Genomic DNA, 14,336 nt, shown 5'->3' with positions numbered 1-14,336 from the left:
CTGCAGAAGTCAACATCCTGTCTCGTTCCAGGTGCTGGCGGCGCCATCGAGAAGTCTCCCGGACGACAGCGCGTGAGCGTTGATCGTTAGGGCTTTTCCTAGAGCTGCGCAGCAAAAAAACGAGGCTCGTTAACACATCTCCTGAAGCTTGGCCAGCGCCGCACCCCCCTCGCAAGGGCCCACTACCGGAGCGACACATTGCCCCCGGTACGCGGTTGTCCGTAGCTGGCCGCGCTTAACCAAACATGGTCTCAGACCATCGCCATACCGCCGTTCACGTGCAGCGTCTGCCCAGTCATGTAGCCGGCTTCCTGGCTCGCCAGGTAAAGCGCTGCCGCGGCAATATCTTCCGGCGTTCCAAAGCGCTGCGCCGGGATGTGCTGCGAGATCTCGGCCTTCTGTTTGTCGTTCAGAACGTCGGTCATGGCCGTCGAGATAAACCCCGGCGCGATGCAGTTGGCGGTGATGCCACGGTTGGCCACTTCGCGCGCGAGCGACTTGGTCATGCCGATCATGCCGGCCTTGGAGGCCGCGTAGTTGCCCTGACCGGGGTTGCCGATGATGCCGGATACCGACGACACGTTGATGATGCGGCCGTAGCCGGTCTTCGAGCGCAGCATGTGCCGCGTCGCAGCGCGCATCAGCTGGAAGGTCGAGGTCAGGTTGACGGCGATGACGTCGTCCCACTGCTCGTCCTTCATGACCATGAACAGGTTGTCCTTGGTGAGGCCCGCGTTGTTGACCAGGATGTCGACGCGGCCGAGCTTGGCCGAAGCCTCGTCGATCAGCTTGCCGACGGCGGCCCGATCGGAGAGATCGCACGGCACCACATGCACGCGCTCGCCGAGATCCTTGGCCAGCGCCTCGAGCTTGTCGACCTGGCGCCCGGAGATCGCGACCTCGGCACCCGCCGCGTGGAACGCACGCGCGATGCCCTCGCCGATGCCGCCGGTCGCGCCGGTGACAAGAGCCTTCTTGCCGGTCAAGTCGAACATGATCTGAGGTCCTTTTCTCAGTAAGAAATGATGTGACGAGGTCAGGCGAGCTTCGGAGCCGCGGCCTCGATGTCCTCCGGCGTGCCGAGGCTCATCGCCTCGAGTGACTTCTCGATGCGCTTGGCGAGGCCAGCCAAAACCTTGCCGGACCCTAGCTCGAACACGTCGGTGACGCCGTTCCCGGCGAGATAGCCAACACATTCGCGCCAGCGCACGGTGCCCGTCACCTGCTCGACGAGCAGGCGGCGAATCTCATTCGGATCGGTCACCGCGCTTGCGATCACGTTGGCGACGACCGGTACCACCGGCACGCTGATGGTGACGTTCGCGAGCGCCTCGGCCATGGCATCGGCCGCCGGCTGCATCAGCGCGCAATGGAACGGCGCCGACACCGGTAGCGGCACGGCGCGGCGCACGCCATGCGCCTTGCCGACTTCGGCCACGCGATCGATCGCGGACTTGGCGCCCGACAGCACGACCTGCGTCGGCTCGTTATCGTTGGCGACCTGGCACACTTCGCCTTGCGCCGCTTCAGCGGCAACCTTCTCGGCCACATCGAGGCCAACGCCGAGCAGCGCCACCATCGCGCCCTGCCCGACCGGCACGGCCGCCTGCATCGCCTGCCCGCGCAACTTCAGAAGGCGCGCCGCATCCGCAAGCGAGAACGCGCCGGCAGCGGCCAGCGCGGAATACTCGCCGAGCGAATGCCCCGCCACGAACTTCGCGCTTTCGGCAAGCTTGACGCCCTTCTCGCGCTCGAGCACACGCACGACCGCCATCGAGACCGCCATCAGCGCCGGCTGCGCGTTCTCTGTCAGCGTCAGCGTCTCCTTGGGGCCGTCCCACATGATGGCCGAGAGCTTCTGGCCAAGCGCATCATCGACCTCGTCGAACACCTCACGCGCCGCCGGGAATGTCTCCGCCAGCGCGCGTCCCATGCCGACGTCCTGACTGCCCTGTCCGGGAAATACGAATGCGCGTGCCACGCCCGCTCCTCTTGGTTCCTGTCTTTACGATTGCTGGCGAAGATGCCGGCCGGCGTCGGGCGCGCAGCCCGCATGACAGGTTGTCATCATTCCGGGCGCTTTCGACATGTTGGCCCCGCGCTTGTCAAGGCCTGCGGTAACAGAAGCGGGGATGGCGCGTTAGGTTGCCGTAGCGAGGGGCCTGCGCGGCCCGCCATTCATCGTTGATGGAGAGGTCGATGAGGATCCCGATCGAGCACCTGCGCCAGACCGGCGTCCTTCAGCACGCAATCATTTTCGCCGTCGTCGTTGCGGGCCTCGCGATTCTCGATTGGTATACAGGCAGTCCGTATTGGGTTCATTGGGTTTTCTTGGGCTGGGGCGCAGGTGTCGCATTCCATGCTTGGCTGGCCCTGCGGCACTAGGAGCGGCGCCCTGCGCGCCTTGGGAGGGGGCGCGACCGGCGACATCATGGGGAGACGCGGACGCATGGTCTGGGTTCTCGGGGGGCTCGTCGTCCTGGTGCTGGCTTATATCGCCGCCTGGCAGTGGGACCTGCTGCCGCGCCAGGTAATCGCCACCGGCACCGTTGAGACGCGCGACGGCAAGACATTGAAAACGCGTCAGTATTACCGGACTTCGCGGGACACCACGCACAAGTCGCCCGCCCCCGGCCCGGAACGGAAGGTCGCGGTCTGGGAGGTGCAGCTTCCGAGCGGCCGCTGGGTCGACTGCAACGGCGACGATTGCCTCGCCGCCTACGATAGGACGCTGAAATAGCGCGCTCCCTCTTGCCCGCCGTCGGATTTCCCGTATAAGTCGCGCCGTCACGCGCTTCGGTTGGAGGCTGAACGGGGCCGCGGAGCTATTCCTAGCTCGGCGGCAAGGTTGTTTGGGACACTCTCGTCTCCCGCATCTGTCCCCCGGTGTCTCCGCTCTTTGGGTGCCTTTGGGCCTTCAGGGCCCATAAGGGGCTTTGCGCCGAAGCCATGTGTCCCGCGAGCCGACGCCCGCGGAAACCTCGAAATGGAAAGGCCACACATGCCGCTATACGAGCATGTCTTCCTGGCTCGCCAGGACGTATCACAACAGCAGGTCGAAGCCCTGACGAAGGAGTACTCCGACGTCATCACCGAGGGCGGTGGCAAGGTCACCAAGACCGAGTACTGGGGCCTCAAGGGCCTCGCCTACAAGATCAAGAAGAGCCGCAAGGCGCACTACTCGCTGCTCAACATCGAAGCCCCCGCCGCGGCGGTCGCCGAGATGGAGCGCCGCATGGGCCTTTCGACGGACGTCATCCGCTTCCTGACGCTGCGCGTCGAGGAGCTCGAGACCGAGCCGTCGGTCCAGATGCGCAAGCAGGACCGCGACGAGCGCGGCGATCGCGGCGGCTTCCGCGGTGGCGATCGTGGCGGCTTCCGCGGTGGTGATCGTGGCGGCTTCCGCGGTGGCGAAGGCGGCTCGACGTTCCGTGCCCGCCCCCCGCGCGAGGGCGGTGATTCGCGTCCCCCGCGTGATGGCGATCGCGGCCCGCGTCCGCCGCGCAGAGATAGCAAGCCGGAAGGATCGGAGGGCTGATCATGGCAGAGATTCAAGAGATCGCCGCACGCCGGCCGTTCCACCGTCGCCGCAAGACCTGCCCGTTCTCGGGCGATCAGGCGCCGAAGATCGATTACAAGGACGTGCGCACGCTCGGCCGCTACATCTCCGAGCGCGGCAAGATCGTGCCGTCGCGCATCACGGCCGTATCGGCGAAGAAGCAGCGTGAGCTGGCCCGCGCCATCAAGCGCGCCCGCTTCCTGGGTCTTCTGCCCTACGTGCTGAAGTAAGAGACACGTAAAACGCCCCGCCGGGCTGAGCCAAGCTCAGCCCGGCGGAAATTTTTGAGGTTGGATGAGCGGCGCAAGCCTCCCTCACCCTAACCGCATCGGATGCGGGACAGCTGAGAGCATGAGAGCACCCTTACTGGCAGGAATAGGCCTCGGATTGGTTGCGGCGGTGGTGTTCGCCTCCGCGACCACGGGCTCGTTGCTGGTCCGCTTCATCCTCATGTTCATTACGCCGATGCCCATCGCGCTCGCCGGCCTGGGCTGGGGCTGGCGTTCCGCCGTGGTCGCGGTCGCAGCCGGCGCAGGTCTGATTCTCGTCCTCACGAGCCCCCTCGTCGCCGTTGCGTTCGCCGTGACCCAGGGCGTGCCGATGGCTGTCTTGACCTACCTCGCGCTGTTGAGCCGTCCTCTATCCGAGAGCGATACCTCATCACCCAACGCGCAACCTGCCTCCCTGGAGTGGTACCCGCCCGGCCGGCTCGTCATCTGGGCGGCCGTGATGTCGGGCCTCATCGCCGTCGCCATGCTGCTGATGATGGCGGGCGACATGGAGACGCTCCGCAAGTCGCTCGCCGACTTCATGAAGGCCGCGATCGAAAGCGGCCTGCCGCGCCCTGAAGGTGCTCCCGCACTCAGCGACGCCGAGCTTGCGGCCCTGTCCGAGGTCACGCTCAGCGTGCTGCCGGCAGCCTTCGCCACCTCCTGGATGGGCAGCCTCCTGTTCAACCTCTGGGTCTCCGGCCGTGTGACGCTGGCCTCGGGTCAACTCGGCCGGCCCTGGCCTGATCTCGCCGCCCTCACCTATCCGACCGGCACCGCGCTTGGCTTCGGCATCATGCTGGTGGCGACCATGCTCACCGGCTACGCCGGGGTCGCCGCGTCCGCCTTCGCCGGCGGGTTCTTCGTAGCCTACGTCCTGCTCGGCCTCGCCGTCATTCACTACACGACCCGCGGACAGCCGTGGCGCCTCTTCGCGCTGTGGGCGCTCTACGGCTTCCTGCTCGTCGGCAACGTCTGGGCCGCCATCGTCGTCGCCATGCTCGGCCTCGCCGAAGCGATCCTTCAACTCCGCGCACGCATGCCGGCGCCACCCGCGCCTCCGGCTCAACCCAATTCTTGAATATCGTCAAAGGAGATATCCCAATGCAGGTTATTCTACTCGAGCGTATCGGCAGCCTCGGCCAGATGGGCGACGTCGTGAACGTCAAGAACGGCTACGCCCGTAACTTCCTCCTGCCACAGAAGAAGGCGCTGCGCGCAACCAAGGAGAACCTCGCCCACTTCGATACCCAGCGCGCCCAGCTCGAGGCCAACAACCTCGAGCGTCGCCAGGAAGCGCAGGACGTCGCCACCAAGCTCGAAGGCCAGATTTTCAAGGCTATCCGCTCGGCCGGCGACACGGGCCAGCTCTACGGCTCGGTTTCGACGCGCGATATCGCTGATGCCGTCACGGCCGGCGGCTTCACGATCGAGCGCCGCCAGGTCGTCCTCGAGCGTCCGATCAAGACCCTCGGCCTTCACGACACGAAGGTCCAGCTCCACCCGGAGGTCATCGTCAGGGTGGTGCTGAACGTCGCCCGCTCCGACGAGGAGGCCGAGCGTCAGGCCCGCGGCGAGGACGTCACCGTGGTCAAGGAAGAGGCTCTCGAGATCGAGACCTTCAACCCGGATGCCGTCTTCGAGGAAGGCGCCGCTCCGGAGCAAGAGGACGAAGGCGAAGCCAAGGCGGACTGACACCGCTTACTGATTAAAATCAAAGCAACTAGTCGCAACGGCGGCCCGAAGCTTAGGCTTGGGTCGCCGTTTTTGTTGCGGTACTCTCGAAATTGCTGACGGGGCTTCCTATACCTTTGTTGGCACACGGAAATCTCATGCCCCGGGGAGGCACACAGCAAGGGGTCAGCCCATGCTCAAACCGCTATCTATCCTGCTATCGAACGTCGTCCGCAGTGGCGACCTCACGGTCATCGATCCCAAAGGGACTACCCACCGCTTCGGCGACGGCAGCGAGCCCTCGGTCCGCATCGAGATTGCCGACCGCCGGCTCGAATGGCACCTCGTCCTCGACCCCGAGATGGCCGCCGGCGAAGGTTACATGAAGGGTCGCCTGAGGGTGACCCAGGGCAACATCTACGACTTTATCGCGCTTACGATGAGAAACATGGCGCAGCGGCCGTTACCGCTTTACGCCCAGTGGCTCGCCAAGGCCCGCAACGTGCTGCGCCCGCTCCTGCAGTACAATCCCGCGTCCCGCGCCAAGCGCAACGTCCGCCACCACTACGATATTGATCCGAGGATCTACGATCTGTTCCTCGATCCGGACCGCCAGTACTCCTGCGCCTACTTCGAAGATCCCGGCATGAGCCTCGCGGAGGCCCAGGCCGCCAAGAAGCGGCACATCGCAGCCAAGCTCGCGCTCGAGCCCGGCAAGCGCGTGCTCGATATCGGCTGCGGCTGGGGCGGCCTCGGGCTCTATCTCGCGAGCGCTACCGGCGCCGATGTCACCGGCATCACGCTCTCCGAGGAGCAGTTCAAGATTGCCCGTGAGCGGGCCGATGCGGCCAAGTCCACCAATCGCCCGAACTTCGAGATCTGTGACTACCGCGTCGCCAAGGGCCCGTTCGACCGCATCGTCTCGGTCGGCATGTTCGAGCACGTGGGTCTGCCCCACTACCGCGCCTTCTTCAGCGCCGTAGCGCGCCTCCTAGCCCCGGACGGGACGGCGCTGATCCACACCATCGGACGCACCGACCGGCCGGCCGCCACCAACCCATTCATTGCCCGCTACATCTTCCCGGGCGGCTACATCCCCGCGCTCTCCGAGATCATGAAGGCGGTCGAAGCCTCCGGCCTGGTCCTGACGGACGTCGAGGTGCTGCGGCTCCACTATGCCGAGACGCTGCTCGCCTGGCGCCGCCGCTTCCTGGCTAACCGGCCCCAGGCCGTGGCCATTGCGGGCGAAGAGTTCTGCCGCATGTGGGAGTTCTATCTGGCAGGCTCGGAAGCAGCGTTCCGCGAGCAGAACTTCGTGGTCTTCCAGGTGCAGCTTGGCCGGCGCATCGATACGCTGCCGATCACGCGTGATTACATCGCGGCGAAGGAGCACGAGCTGCCCTTGGCACGTCCGGACGGAGATCGGCCGCAAGGCATCGCAGCGGGACGTTGAGCTTCAGAACCCGCCGAAGAACGAGCCGAGGAAGTCGTCGTTGGCGGAGGTCGCAGTTTTGCGCGAGCTCTCCTTGCTGGGGCGTGCTTCCAGCGCCGCCTTGTTCGGCACCACCGGCGCCAAGTGATCGCGGCCCTTCGCGATCTGCTTCCAATTGCCGTCGAGAGCCTGCGTCACGCGCTTCTCGTGACCGTAGATGTCGCTGTAGGTCTTGAGCGCACCGGCATCGTCCACCCACGCGGTGAAGTAGGCGACGTGCATCGGGATCCGCTTCTCGATCAGCACCTCGTTGTTGAGCGGGCCGCTCTTGGCCAGCTCTGCGACCTTGGCCGCATCCCACCCCCTGTCATGTTCGAGCACGAGCTCGGCCACGCGCAGCGGATTACGCAACCTGAGGCAACCGTGTGAGAGCGTGCGCTGCTTCGAGTTGAACATCCACTTGTCGGGCGTGTCGTGCATGAAGATCGTGTGCTGGCTCGGGAAGGAGAACTTCACCACGCCCATCGCGCTCTTGCGCCCCGGCGGCTGCACCACCTCGTAGTTGCGGATGTCGAGCGAGCGCCAATCCATCTCGCGCCAATCGAGACGGCGCCCCTCCTTGGTCTCGACCTCGAGCCCATACTGCCGCATCAGCCCGCCACCACGCACGAGGCTCGGCCAGATCTCGTGCACCTTGATGCTCTCCGGCACGCGCCACATGGGCCGAAAGGTGATGTCGCGCAGCCGCCGCGTGAAGATCGAGCTCTGCTTGCCGATCTCGCCGACCACGACGCGTTCGCTGTGGATCGTCTCACCGTCCTTGACCACGTCGATCATGTAGGCCGGCACGTTGGCCATCAGATGCAGATCGCCAAGGTCGGCCCACATCCAGCGCCACATCTCCATGTTGGCGCGGATCTTCTTGGCCGCTGCGTTCGGCTTGCCGCCGGTCTTGCCGAGCGCCTCGACGTACTTCTCGCGCAGCCGCTGGAACTGCGGATGCTTGGGATGCGTGCTGACGAGCGCGGCCGCCTTGTCGGGCGCTGCACTGATATCGGCAAGCACCTGAGCGGGGTCGAGAAGTTGCGGCTTGCGATCCAGGTTTGAATTCAACTGCCCGGCCGGATGGATGATGCGCCCGCCGCGGGCGTAGCGCGCGTACTTGAGCACGGTGAGCGAAAGGTCGACGTCTGCCACGGCCTGCGCCTCGGGTTGCAGCTCACCGCCAGCCTTGATCTCGGGCGCTTCAAAATCCGACGCCTCGAGCCCCCAATCCCCGGCCTTGCCGAACTCGCCAATGACGGCGTTCGCGTCCTCGTTGAAGCCGGAGGCCGTCGCCCAAAGCGGCTCGTAGGCGCGCGTGCCATAGAACGCGATCAGCGCCGCGCGCTCTTTCTTCTCGGGATCGGAGCCGTCATCGGCAAGGGAGCTGAGCCGCGCCTTGATCGCAGTGGCAACGGGCGTTGCGGGCGCGACCTCTACGGCCGCCGCTGCGGGCTGGCCATTCCCCTCGCTCGCCGCCTCGCCGGGCTTCGCCGGCTCCCCGCCGGTATCCTTGTCAGCGTCGGCGGCGGACGCCTGATCGGGGGCAGATTGCTCAGGCGTCAGCACGGTCTCGGCCCAGGCCGAACCCGCCGCTCCGACCAGCATGGTCGATACCAACGCCAAGAGAGCAAAGCGACCCATCGCGCATCTCCGCTGTCGTCGTCCGGAGCCGAAAGTTCGAGGCCCGCCCGGACACTAGGCGATTCGACCTCGCGTTCGAGCAGAGTGCCCTCCGTGGTCCTCGAAAAAGCGCGTTCTAGCCCCCACCAACAGACCAACTCGTACTAGCGTTAGGTTGTGGCTGCATTGCGCTTGATCCCGAAGGGAGATTTGCTGAGTGAAACCGGCATTCCGCCTTGCAACGGGGCGCGACCTCCTCTAAATCGCCCGTTTTCCGAAAGTGCGTCCGGTCGAGCGGAATTCGGTTTTCCGGTCGGAGGCACCTTCCCCAACGTGGGTCGAGCCATGACCAAACGCCGAGCGGAAGTGGGCATCATCATGGGCAGCCAGTCCGACTGGCCGGTCATGGAGCAGGCGGCCGCCATCCTCGATGCGCTGGAAGTCCCCTACGAGACCAAGATCGTCTCGGCCCACCGTACGCCCGACCGGCTTGTTTCCTACGCCCGTACGGCGGCCGAGCGCGGTCTCAAGGTGATCATCGCCGGCGCCGGCGGTGCCGCCCATCTGCCCGGCATGACCGCTTCCATGACGCCGCTCCCCGTCCTCGGCGTGCCGATCCCGACCAGGAGCCTCAGTGGCCTCGACAGCCTCTACTCGATCGTGCAGATGCCGGGCGGCATCCCGGTCGGCACGCTGGCCATCGGCGAGGCAGGCGCCAAGAATGCCGGCCTGCTCGCGGCCCAGATCCTGGCCCTTGCGAACCCGGATCTCGCCGCCCGCGTCGCCGCCTACCGCGAGGCGCAGACAGCGGCCGTGGCCGAGGACCCGAAGGGCGAATGACAGCGCTTCCGCCTGGATCGACGATCGGCATCTTGGGCGGCGGCCAACTCGGCCGCATGCTGACTCTCGCCGCCGCCGAGCTAGGCCTCAAGTGCCATATCTATTCGGACGTCCCGGGCGGAGCCTGCGATGTCGCGTGCGCCTCGACCATCGGCCCGTTCGAGGACGCCGAGAAAGTCCGCGCCTTCGCCGAAACCGTCGACGTCGTCACCTACGAGTTCGAGAACGTGCCGCTCAGAGCCGCGGCAGCCGCCGAGGCCGTGGCCCCCGTGCGGCCAGGCCCCAAAGCCCTGGCCGTGGCGCAGGACCGTCTTGAAGAGAAGAACTTTATCGAGGATCTCGGCCTTCCCGTTGCACCGTTCGCCAACGTCGAGGACGACGCTTCCCTCGCCGCCGCGCTTTCCACCATCGGCGAGACGGGCATCCTGAAAACGCGCCGCCTCGGTTACGACGGCAAGGGCCAGGTGCGGATCAAAAGCGCCGCCGACCTGGCTCCCGCTTTCGAAAGCCTGAAAAGCGCCCCCTGCGTGCTCGAAGGTCTGGTCCCGTTCGACTTCGAGGTCTCCGTGCTCGTCGTGCGGGCGCTCACGGGCGAGACGCGCTTCTACGATATCCCGCTCAACACGCATAAGAACGGCATCCTCGACACCTCCACCGTGCCCTCGCCGCTGCCGGAGCCGCACGCGGCCCGCGCCCGCGACATCGCCGGCGCCATCGCCGCAGCCCTCGACTACGTCGGCGTCCTCGCTGTCGAGATGTTTTACGTGCCGGGCGCCCCCGAGCCCCTCGTGGTCAACGAGATCGCGCCCCGCGTGCACAACTCCGGCCACTGGACCATGGACGCCTGCCTCATCAGCCAGTTCGAGAACCACATCCGCGCCGTGGTGGGCTGGCCCCTGGGCGACACAGCCCGTCACGCTGACGTCACCATGACGAATCTGATCGGCGCCGACGTCGACCGCTGGCGGGAACTGGCAGCCGAACCGGGCACCGCCCTTCACCTCTACGGCAAGCCCGAACCCCGTCCAGGCCGTAAAATGGGGCATATAAACCGCCTGAGACCCGGCTCTTAGGGCAAGAAAAGCTTTAAATTGGGGGCTCCTCCCGTGGACAAGCAGCCCGGCGTTTGATAGAAGCCACGCAAATCAATCCGCCCGAAGCGCCGGAGGCGAGCCGCCGGCGCTCCGTGTTTGTTATTTTTCAGCTATTCAGAACCCAGAGGTCACCGCTTGCAGGTACTCGTTCGCGACAACAACGTCGACCAGGCCCTCAAGGCGCTCAAGAAGAAGATGCAGCGCGAGGGTATTTTCCGTGAGATGAAGCTCCGGAACTATTTTGAGAAGCCCTCCGAGAAGAAGGCCCGCGAGAAGGCAGAGGCCGTGCGCCGCGCCCGCAAGAAGCTGCAGCGCGAAGGCCTGCTGCCCGGCAAGCCCGCTGCTGCACGCGGCGCCAAGGGTCCCGGCCGCGGTGGCCCCGGTGGCCGTCCGGCTGGCGCAGCTACCGGTGCCGGTGGCAACTCTGGTGGTTTCGGCGGCGCCCGCTGACCCCAACCAACAGTTTGAGATTTATGCGCCGCAGGGTGAATGCCCGGCGGCGCAGTTTTTCGTAGAGGGTAATACTCACCCGCTTCCTGACAACAAGCCGGCGCCTCGACTATGCTGCCCGCATGGGCAAGCTCTTCTTCGCATCCCTCCTCACGCTGTCGCTGCTCACCGCCATGCTGGCGGGCGTCATCATCGCAGCATTCGTGGCCATGGGCAGTCTCGATCTCGGGGCGGCGCTGACGCTGGTCCTCGTCATCAACACGGTCATCTTCGTCATAAGCCCGTGGCTCACGGACCTCATGCTCCAATGGATCAACAAGGTCGTCTACCTCGATGACGCTACCCTCAAGGCACGCTATCCACACGTCCACGCCATCGTCCACGAGGTCGCCGATCAGTACGGGTTCAAAGCCCCGTCCGTCGGCATCATCCCCGACCGCAACCCGACGGCCTTCACCTACGGCCTGTTCCGCTCCAGCGCCCGCATCGTGCTGACCGACGGCATCTTCGAATACCTGAACGAGGAGGAAACGCGTGCGGTGGTAGCCCACGAGTTGGGCCACATCGTCCATATGGACTTCCTCGTCATGACCGTCGCGGGCACGCTGGTCCAGATGATGTACGTCATCTACGCGAGCCTGAGCCGCCAGAGATCCGGCGGCAGCTCGAAGGGCAAGAACAACGCCGCCGCCGTCGGCCTCGTTGCTTATGTGATGTACGTCGTCGGTACGTATCTGCTGCTTTACCTGAGCCGCACGCGCGAATACCTAGCCGACAGCTTCGCCGCCGAGCGCGTCGAGGCCCGCCACCTCGCCAACGCGCTGGTCAAGATCGCCTACGGCATCGCCGAGTCCGACGACACGGACGCGACACGCGAGCTGCTCGCCTCGACGCGACACATGGGCGTCGTCGACTTCAAAGGCGCGAGCCACCTCGGCCTCGTCGTCGAAGCGGCTAAGCTCAACCCGGACGCGACGGCGAACGCCATGCTGTTCGACATCTACAATCCGTGGGCCAAACTGATCGAGCTGAACTCGACGCATCCACTCACGGGCAGGCGTATCCAGGCGCTCGAGGCCATCGCACGCGAAAAGCGCCAACCCTTCGCCGAGATCGACGTCGAGGCAGCAGCACGGCGCGCGAATGTCGACCGCACCGCGCTCTGGAACAAGTTCCTGCGCGAGCTGGCTCTGATCGCATTGCCCACGGCAGCCCTCGTCATCGGGGGCTTGGCAACGGTGGCGACCGGAGGGCTCATCTATATTCTCCTCGCCATTCCGGCTGCCGTGCTCGCGTGGGGCGTGCTGATCCCGATCACCTACCCGTTCTCGGCGCCCGCCGACACCACGGTCGTCGCTCTGATGGGCGACGTGGCGGCCTCCCCGATCGTGGGCCGGCCGGTGCGGCTCCAAGGCGAGGTCATCGGTCGCGCGGTGGCCGGCTCCATTGTCGGCGAGGATACCGTTTTCGCCGACAAGACCGGCCGCATGGTCGTCGATTTCCGCTCGCTGTTCGGACCGTTCGGCGACCTCTGGACCGGCTGGCAGCGCATCAGGCAGCATATCGGCGCCAGGGGTGAGGTGACAGGCTGGTTCCGCCGCGGCATGGGTGGCCACGTCATCATGAACGAGCTCAAGACCTCGGCCGGCACGATCAAGGCTTACCCCTATCTGGCCGGCGTCGTCGTCCCCCTCCTGATCTTCGCGGTGATCGCCGCCTTCGCCTTCTTCACGTTCGGACGCACCACGTATTAGCCCTCGCGGCGCCGCGCTTCGTCGGTGCGCAACCGATCGAACCACGTATAGAGCGCTTCATAAGAGCCGAACTTGTAGTGGTCGTCGTGCCCGGCCTGCGCAAACGTCTTGAGCGTCTTGGGTCCCGGCGCGAGCGCATAGATCTCGCGCCCCATTTCGATCGGCACAATCCAATCCCTCTCGCCGTGCAGAACCAGGAGCGGCATCGTGACTTTCAGGATGTGCCGGCGCGTCTCGTAGCGGTCGGTCATGAACCAGCGCCCGGGAATGAGCGGGTGATGTAGCGCCGCGAGATCCACCATCGACGTGTACGGCGCGTCGAGCACGAGCCCTTGAGCGGGCCGCGCGCCCGCGACCTGCACGGCAACGCCGGTGCCGAGCGACTCCCCGTAGATGACAATGTCATCCGCTTCGACACCCGACGCGACGAGCGTGTCGTAGGCCAGGAGCGCGTCGGCCACGTTGGCGGCTTCGGACGGCTTGCCCGTACTCCCCCCGAATCCACGGTACGTCATCATGAACACGCCGAGCCCGCGCGCCATGTACTTGCGGATGCGCTCCGTGCGCGTCTCGAGCGAGCCCGCGTTGCCATGGAAGTAGAGGATCGTCGGACGTCCGCGGCGGGCCGGCGCGTACCACGCAACGACGCGCGCTCCGTCCGGCGTCTCGAGCACACGCTCGGAAACGCCGCGCAGCCCCGCCTGCTCGGGTGTGAAATGCTGCTTGTCCGGAAAGTACATGAGCCGCTGCTGAAGCACGGGAACGATCAAGGCCAGTAGTCCCATCGCCAACGCCGCTCCCAGCACCAGTTTGAGGATCAGCCTCAAAGAGTTCGCTCCGCCACTTCACGCTGCACGCGACTCTAGCATAGCGCCGACAACGGCAACCTTAAGACTCGATTAACCAAAACGAGTGCTTCTGGAGGGCATATGCGTTTGCGGAGTATTGAGTATGCGTATCCCTCCCCACGCGATCAGCGCCCCGGCGCTGGTCCTCTCTGGGCTTTCGGTCCTCCTCGCCGGCTGCAGCTCCGGCGGCTCCTACGACACCATGAGCACGGCAAGCCTGCGACCCCAGGAAGGCATGCAGCGCAACGCGCCACGCCACTATCCCGACGGATCCACCAATCGCGGCACCTATTCCAACAATAGCACCTACGGGCGGACCTACTCCGAGCCGCAGCGCCGCTATGTCGATCCCGGCCAGCCGACGTCCCGTGAGATGGCCTCCTACGACACGACTGACCGCACGTATGCGGCGCCGAGCCGGATCGAGACCGCAAGCATCGACGCGGAACCTACCTACAATGCAAACGCGCGCTGGCAGCAGCCGCCGTCCGGCATCACCACCGGCACACACACCGCTCCCGCCACGGCGACCGCCCCGGGCCCTGTCCCCACCGGCTACTACGGCCGTCCCCGCCAGACGGCAGCGCTCGGTCCCCAGGTCGTCGAGGTTCGCCAAGGCGATACGCTCTACGCCCTGTCGCGCCGTCACGGCATCCCGGTGAGCGAACTCATGGCCGCCAACCGTCTGCCCGACGAGAACATCACGATCGGTCAGCGCATCGTCATCCCGACACAGCGTTGAAGAGTGATT

At 65.6% G+C, this 14,336-nt stretch carries 16 protein-coding genes; 12 read left to right on the top strand and 4 right to left on the bottom strand.

Features of this window, described 5'->3' with window-relative positions; genetic code table 11:
• Positions 1–251 precede the first annotated feature (251 nt).
• Both fabG and fabD read right to left on the bottom strand, forming a co-directional pair.
• Positions 252–995 carry a 3-oxoacyl-[acyl-carrier-protein] reductase gene (gene fabG, locus CS1GBM3_RS02630; protein WP_072391021.1) on the bottom strand — a complete coding sequence of 248 codons (744 nt, stop codon included), beginning with the start codon at positions 993–995 and terminating at the stop codon, positions 252–254.
• 41 nt (positions 996–1,036) lie between these two features.
• Positions 1,037–1,981 carry an ACP S-malonyltransferase gene (gene fabD / locus CS1GBM3_RS02625; protein WP_072391018.1) on the bottom strand — a complete coding sequence of 315 codons (945 nt, stop codon included), beginning with the start codon at positions 1,979–1,981 and terminating at the stop codon, positions 1,037–1,039.
• 218 nt (positions 1,982–2,199) lie between these two features.
• Here fabD and CS1GBM3_RS02620 point away from each other — a divergent pair, with 218 nt between their 5' ends.
• The 7 genes from CS1GBM3_RS02620 (at position 2,200) to CS1GBM3_RS02590 (ending at position 6,955) form a co-directional block, all read left to right on the top strand.
• Positions 2,200–2,385: a 2TM domain-containing protein gene (locus CS1GBM3_RS02620; RefSeq protein ID WP_072391015.1), complete on the top strand. Its 186-nt coding sequence runs from the start codon at positions 2,200–2,202 to the stop codon at positions 2,383–2,385.
• Between the two features lie 46 nt (positions 2,386–2,431).
• The gene (locus CS1GBM3_RS02615) at positions 2,432–2,740 is read left to right on the top strand and encodes a hypothetical protein (RefSeq protein ID WP_139247751.1); all 309 of its coding nucleotides are present in this window, start codon (positions 2,432–2,434) and stop codon (positions 2,738–2,740) included.
• Between the two features lie 261 nt (positions 2,741–3,001).
• Entirely contained in the window at positions 3,002–3,538 is a 537-nt protein-coding gene (gene rpsF, locus CS1GBM3_RS02610; protein WP_072391010.1) for a 30S ribosomal protein S6, read from the top strand.
• 2 nt (positions 3,539–3,540) lie between these two features.
• The gene (gene rpsR, locus CS1GBM3_RS02605) at positions 3,541–3,789 is read left to right on the top strand and encodes a 30S ribosomal protein S18 (protein WP_020086627.1); all 249 of its coding nucleotides are present in this window, start codon (positions 3,541–3,543) and stop codon (positions 3,787–3,789) included.
• Between the two features lie 121 nt (positions 3,790–3,910).
• Entirely contained in the window at positions 3,911–4,909 is a 999-nt protein-coding gene (locus tag CS1GBM3_RS02600) for a DUF2232 domain-containing protein (RefSeq protein ID WP_072391005.1), read from the top strand.
• A gap of 23 nt (positions 4,910–4,932) precedes the next feature.
• A complete protein-coding gene (gene rplI / locus CS1GBM3_RS02595; RefSeq protein ID WP_072391002.1) occupies positions 4,933–5,523 on the top strand; it encodes a 50S ribosomal protein L9 in 591 nt (196 codons plus the stop codon).
• Between the two features lie 172 nt (positions 5,524–5,695).
• The gene (locus CS1GBM3_RS02590) at positions 5,696–6,955 is read left to right on the top strand and encodes an SAM-dependent methyltransferase (protein ID WP_072390999.1); all 1,260 of its coding nucleotides are present in this window, start codon (positions 5,696–5,698) and stop codon (positions 6,953–6,955) included.
• A 3-nt stretch (positions 6,956–6,958) separates the two neighbouring features.
• Here the strand turns inward: CS1GBM3_RS02590 and CS1GBM3_RS02585 are convergent, their stop codons facing one another.
• Entirely contained in the window at positions 6,959–8,620 is a 1,662-nt protein-coding gene (locus tag CS1GBM3_RS02585) for a L,D-transpeptidase scaffold domain-containing protein (RefSeq protein WP_072390996.1), read from the bottom strand.
• A gap of 324 nt (positions 8,621–8,944) precedes the next feature.
• Here CS1GBM3_RS02585 and purE point away from each other — a divergent pair, with 324 nt between their 5' ends.
• From purE to CS1GBM3_RS02565, 4 genes are all read left to right on the top strand, one after another.
• Positions 8,945–9,439 carry a 5-(carboxyamino)imidazole ribonucleotide mutase gene (gene purE, locus CS1GBM3_RS02580; protein ID WP_072390993.1) on the top strand — a complete coding sequence of 165 codons (495 nt, stop codon included), beginning with the start codon at positions 8,945–8,947 and terminating at the stop codon, positions 9,437–9,439.
• The gene (locus CS1GBM3_RS02575; protein ID WP_072390990.1) at positions 9,436–10,512 is read left to right on the top strand and encodes a 5-(carboxyamino)imidazole ribonucleotide synthase; all 1,077 of its coding nucleotides are present in this window, start codon (positions 9,436–9,438) and stop codon (positions 10,510–10,512) included. Before purE ends, CS1GBM3_RS02575 begins: the two co-directional genes overlap by 4 nt.
• A 156-nt stretch (positions 10,513–10,668) precedes the next feature.
• Positions 10,669–10,983 (top strand): 30S ribosomal protein S21, encoded by a 315-nt coding sequence (rpsU, locus tag CS1GBM3_RS02570; protein WP_072390987.1) that lies wholly within the window; start codon positions 10,669–10,671, stop codon positions 10,981–10,983.
• 122 nt (positions 10,984–11,105) lie between these two features.
• Positions 11,106–12,737: a zinc metalloprotease HtpX gene (locus tag CS1GBM3_RS02565; protein ID WP_072390984.1), complete on the top strand. Its 1,632-nt coding sequence runs from the start codon at positions 11,106–11,108 to the stop codon at positions 12,735–12,737.
• On the opposite strand, the gene CS1GBM3_RS02560 is transcribed toward CS1GBM3_RS02565, so the two are convergent.
• On the bottom strand, positions 12,734–13,564 hold the full coding sequence (locus CS1GBM3_RS02560) for an alpha/beta hydrolase (RefSeq protein ID WP_244534529.1): 831 nt from the start codon (positions 13,562–13,564) through the stop codon (positions 12,734–12,736). The two genes, CS1GBM3_RS02565 and CS1GBM3_RS02560, sit on opposite strands and share 4 nt — an antisense overlap.
• Before the next feature lie 124 nt (positions 13,565–13,688).
• On the opposite strand from CS1GBM3_RS02560, the gene CS1GBM3_RS02555 reads away from it, so the two are divergent.
• Complete coding sequence (locus CS1GBM3_RS02555) at positions 13,689–14,327, top strand: LysM peptidoglycan-binding domain-containing protein (protein ID WP_072390978.1); 639 nt, start codon at positions 13,689–13,691, stop codon at positions 14,325–14,327.
• Positions 14,328–14,336: the final 9 nt, after the last annotated feature.

The sequence above is a fragment of the Hyphomicrobium sp. CS1GBMeth3 genome (assembly GCF_900117455.1).
Classification (GTDB): domain Bacteria; phylum Pseudomonadota; class Alphaproteobacteria; order Rhizobiales; family Hyphomicrobiaceae; genus Hyphomicrobium_C.
Note: the sequence above shows the minus strand (reverse complement) of the source record. Positions and strands in the feature narration are given on the sequence as shown.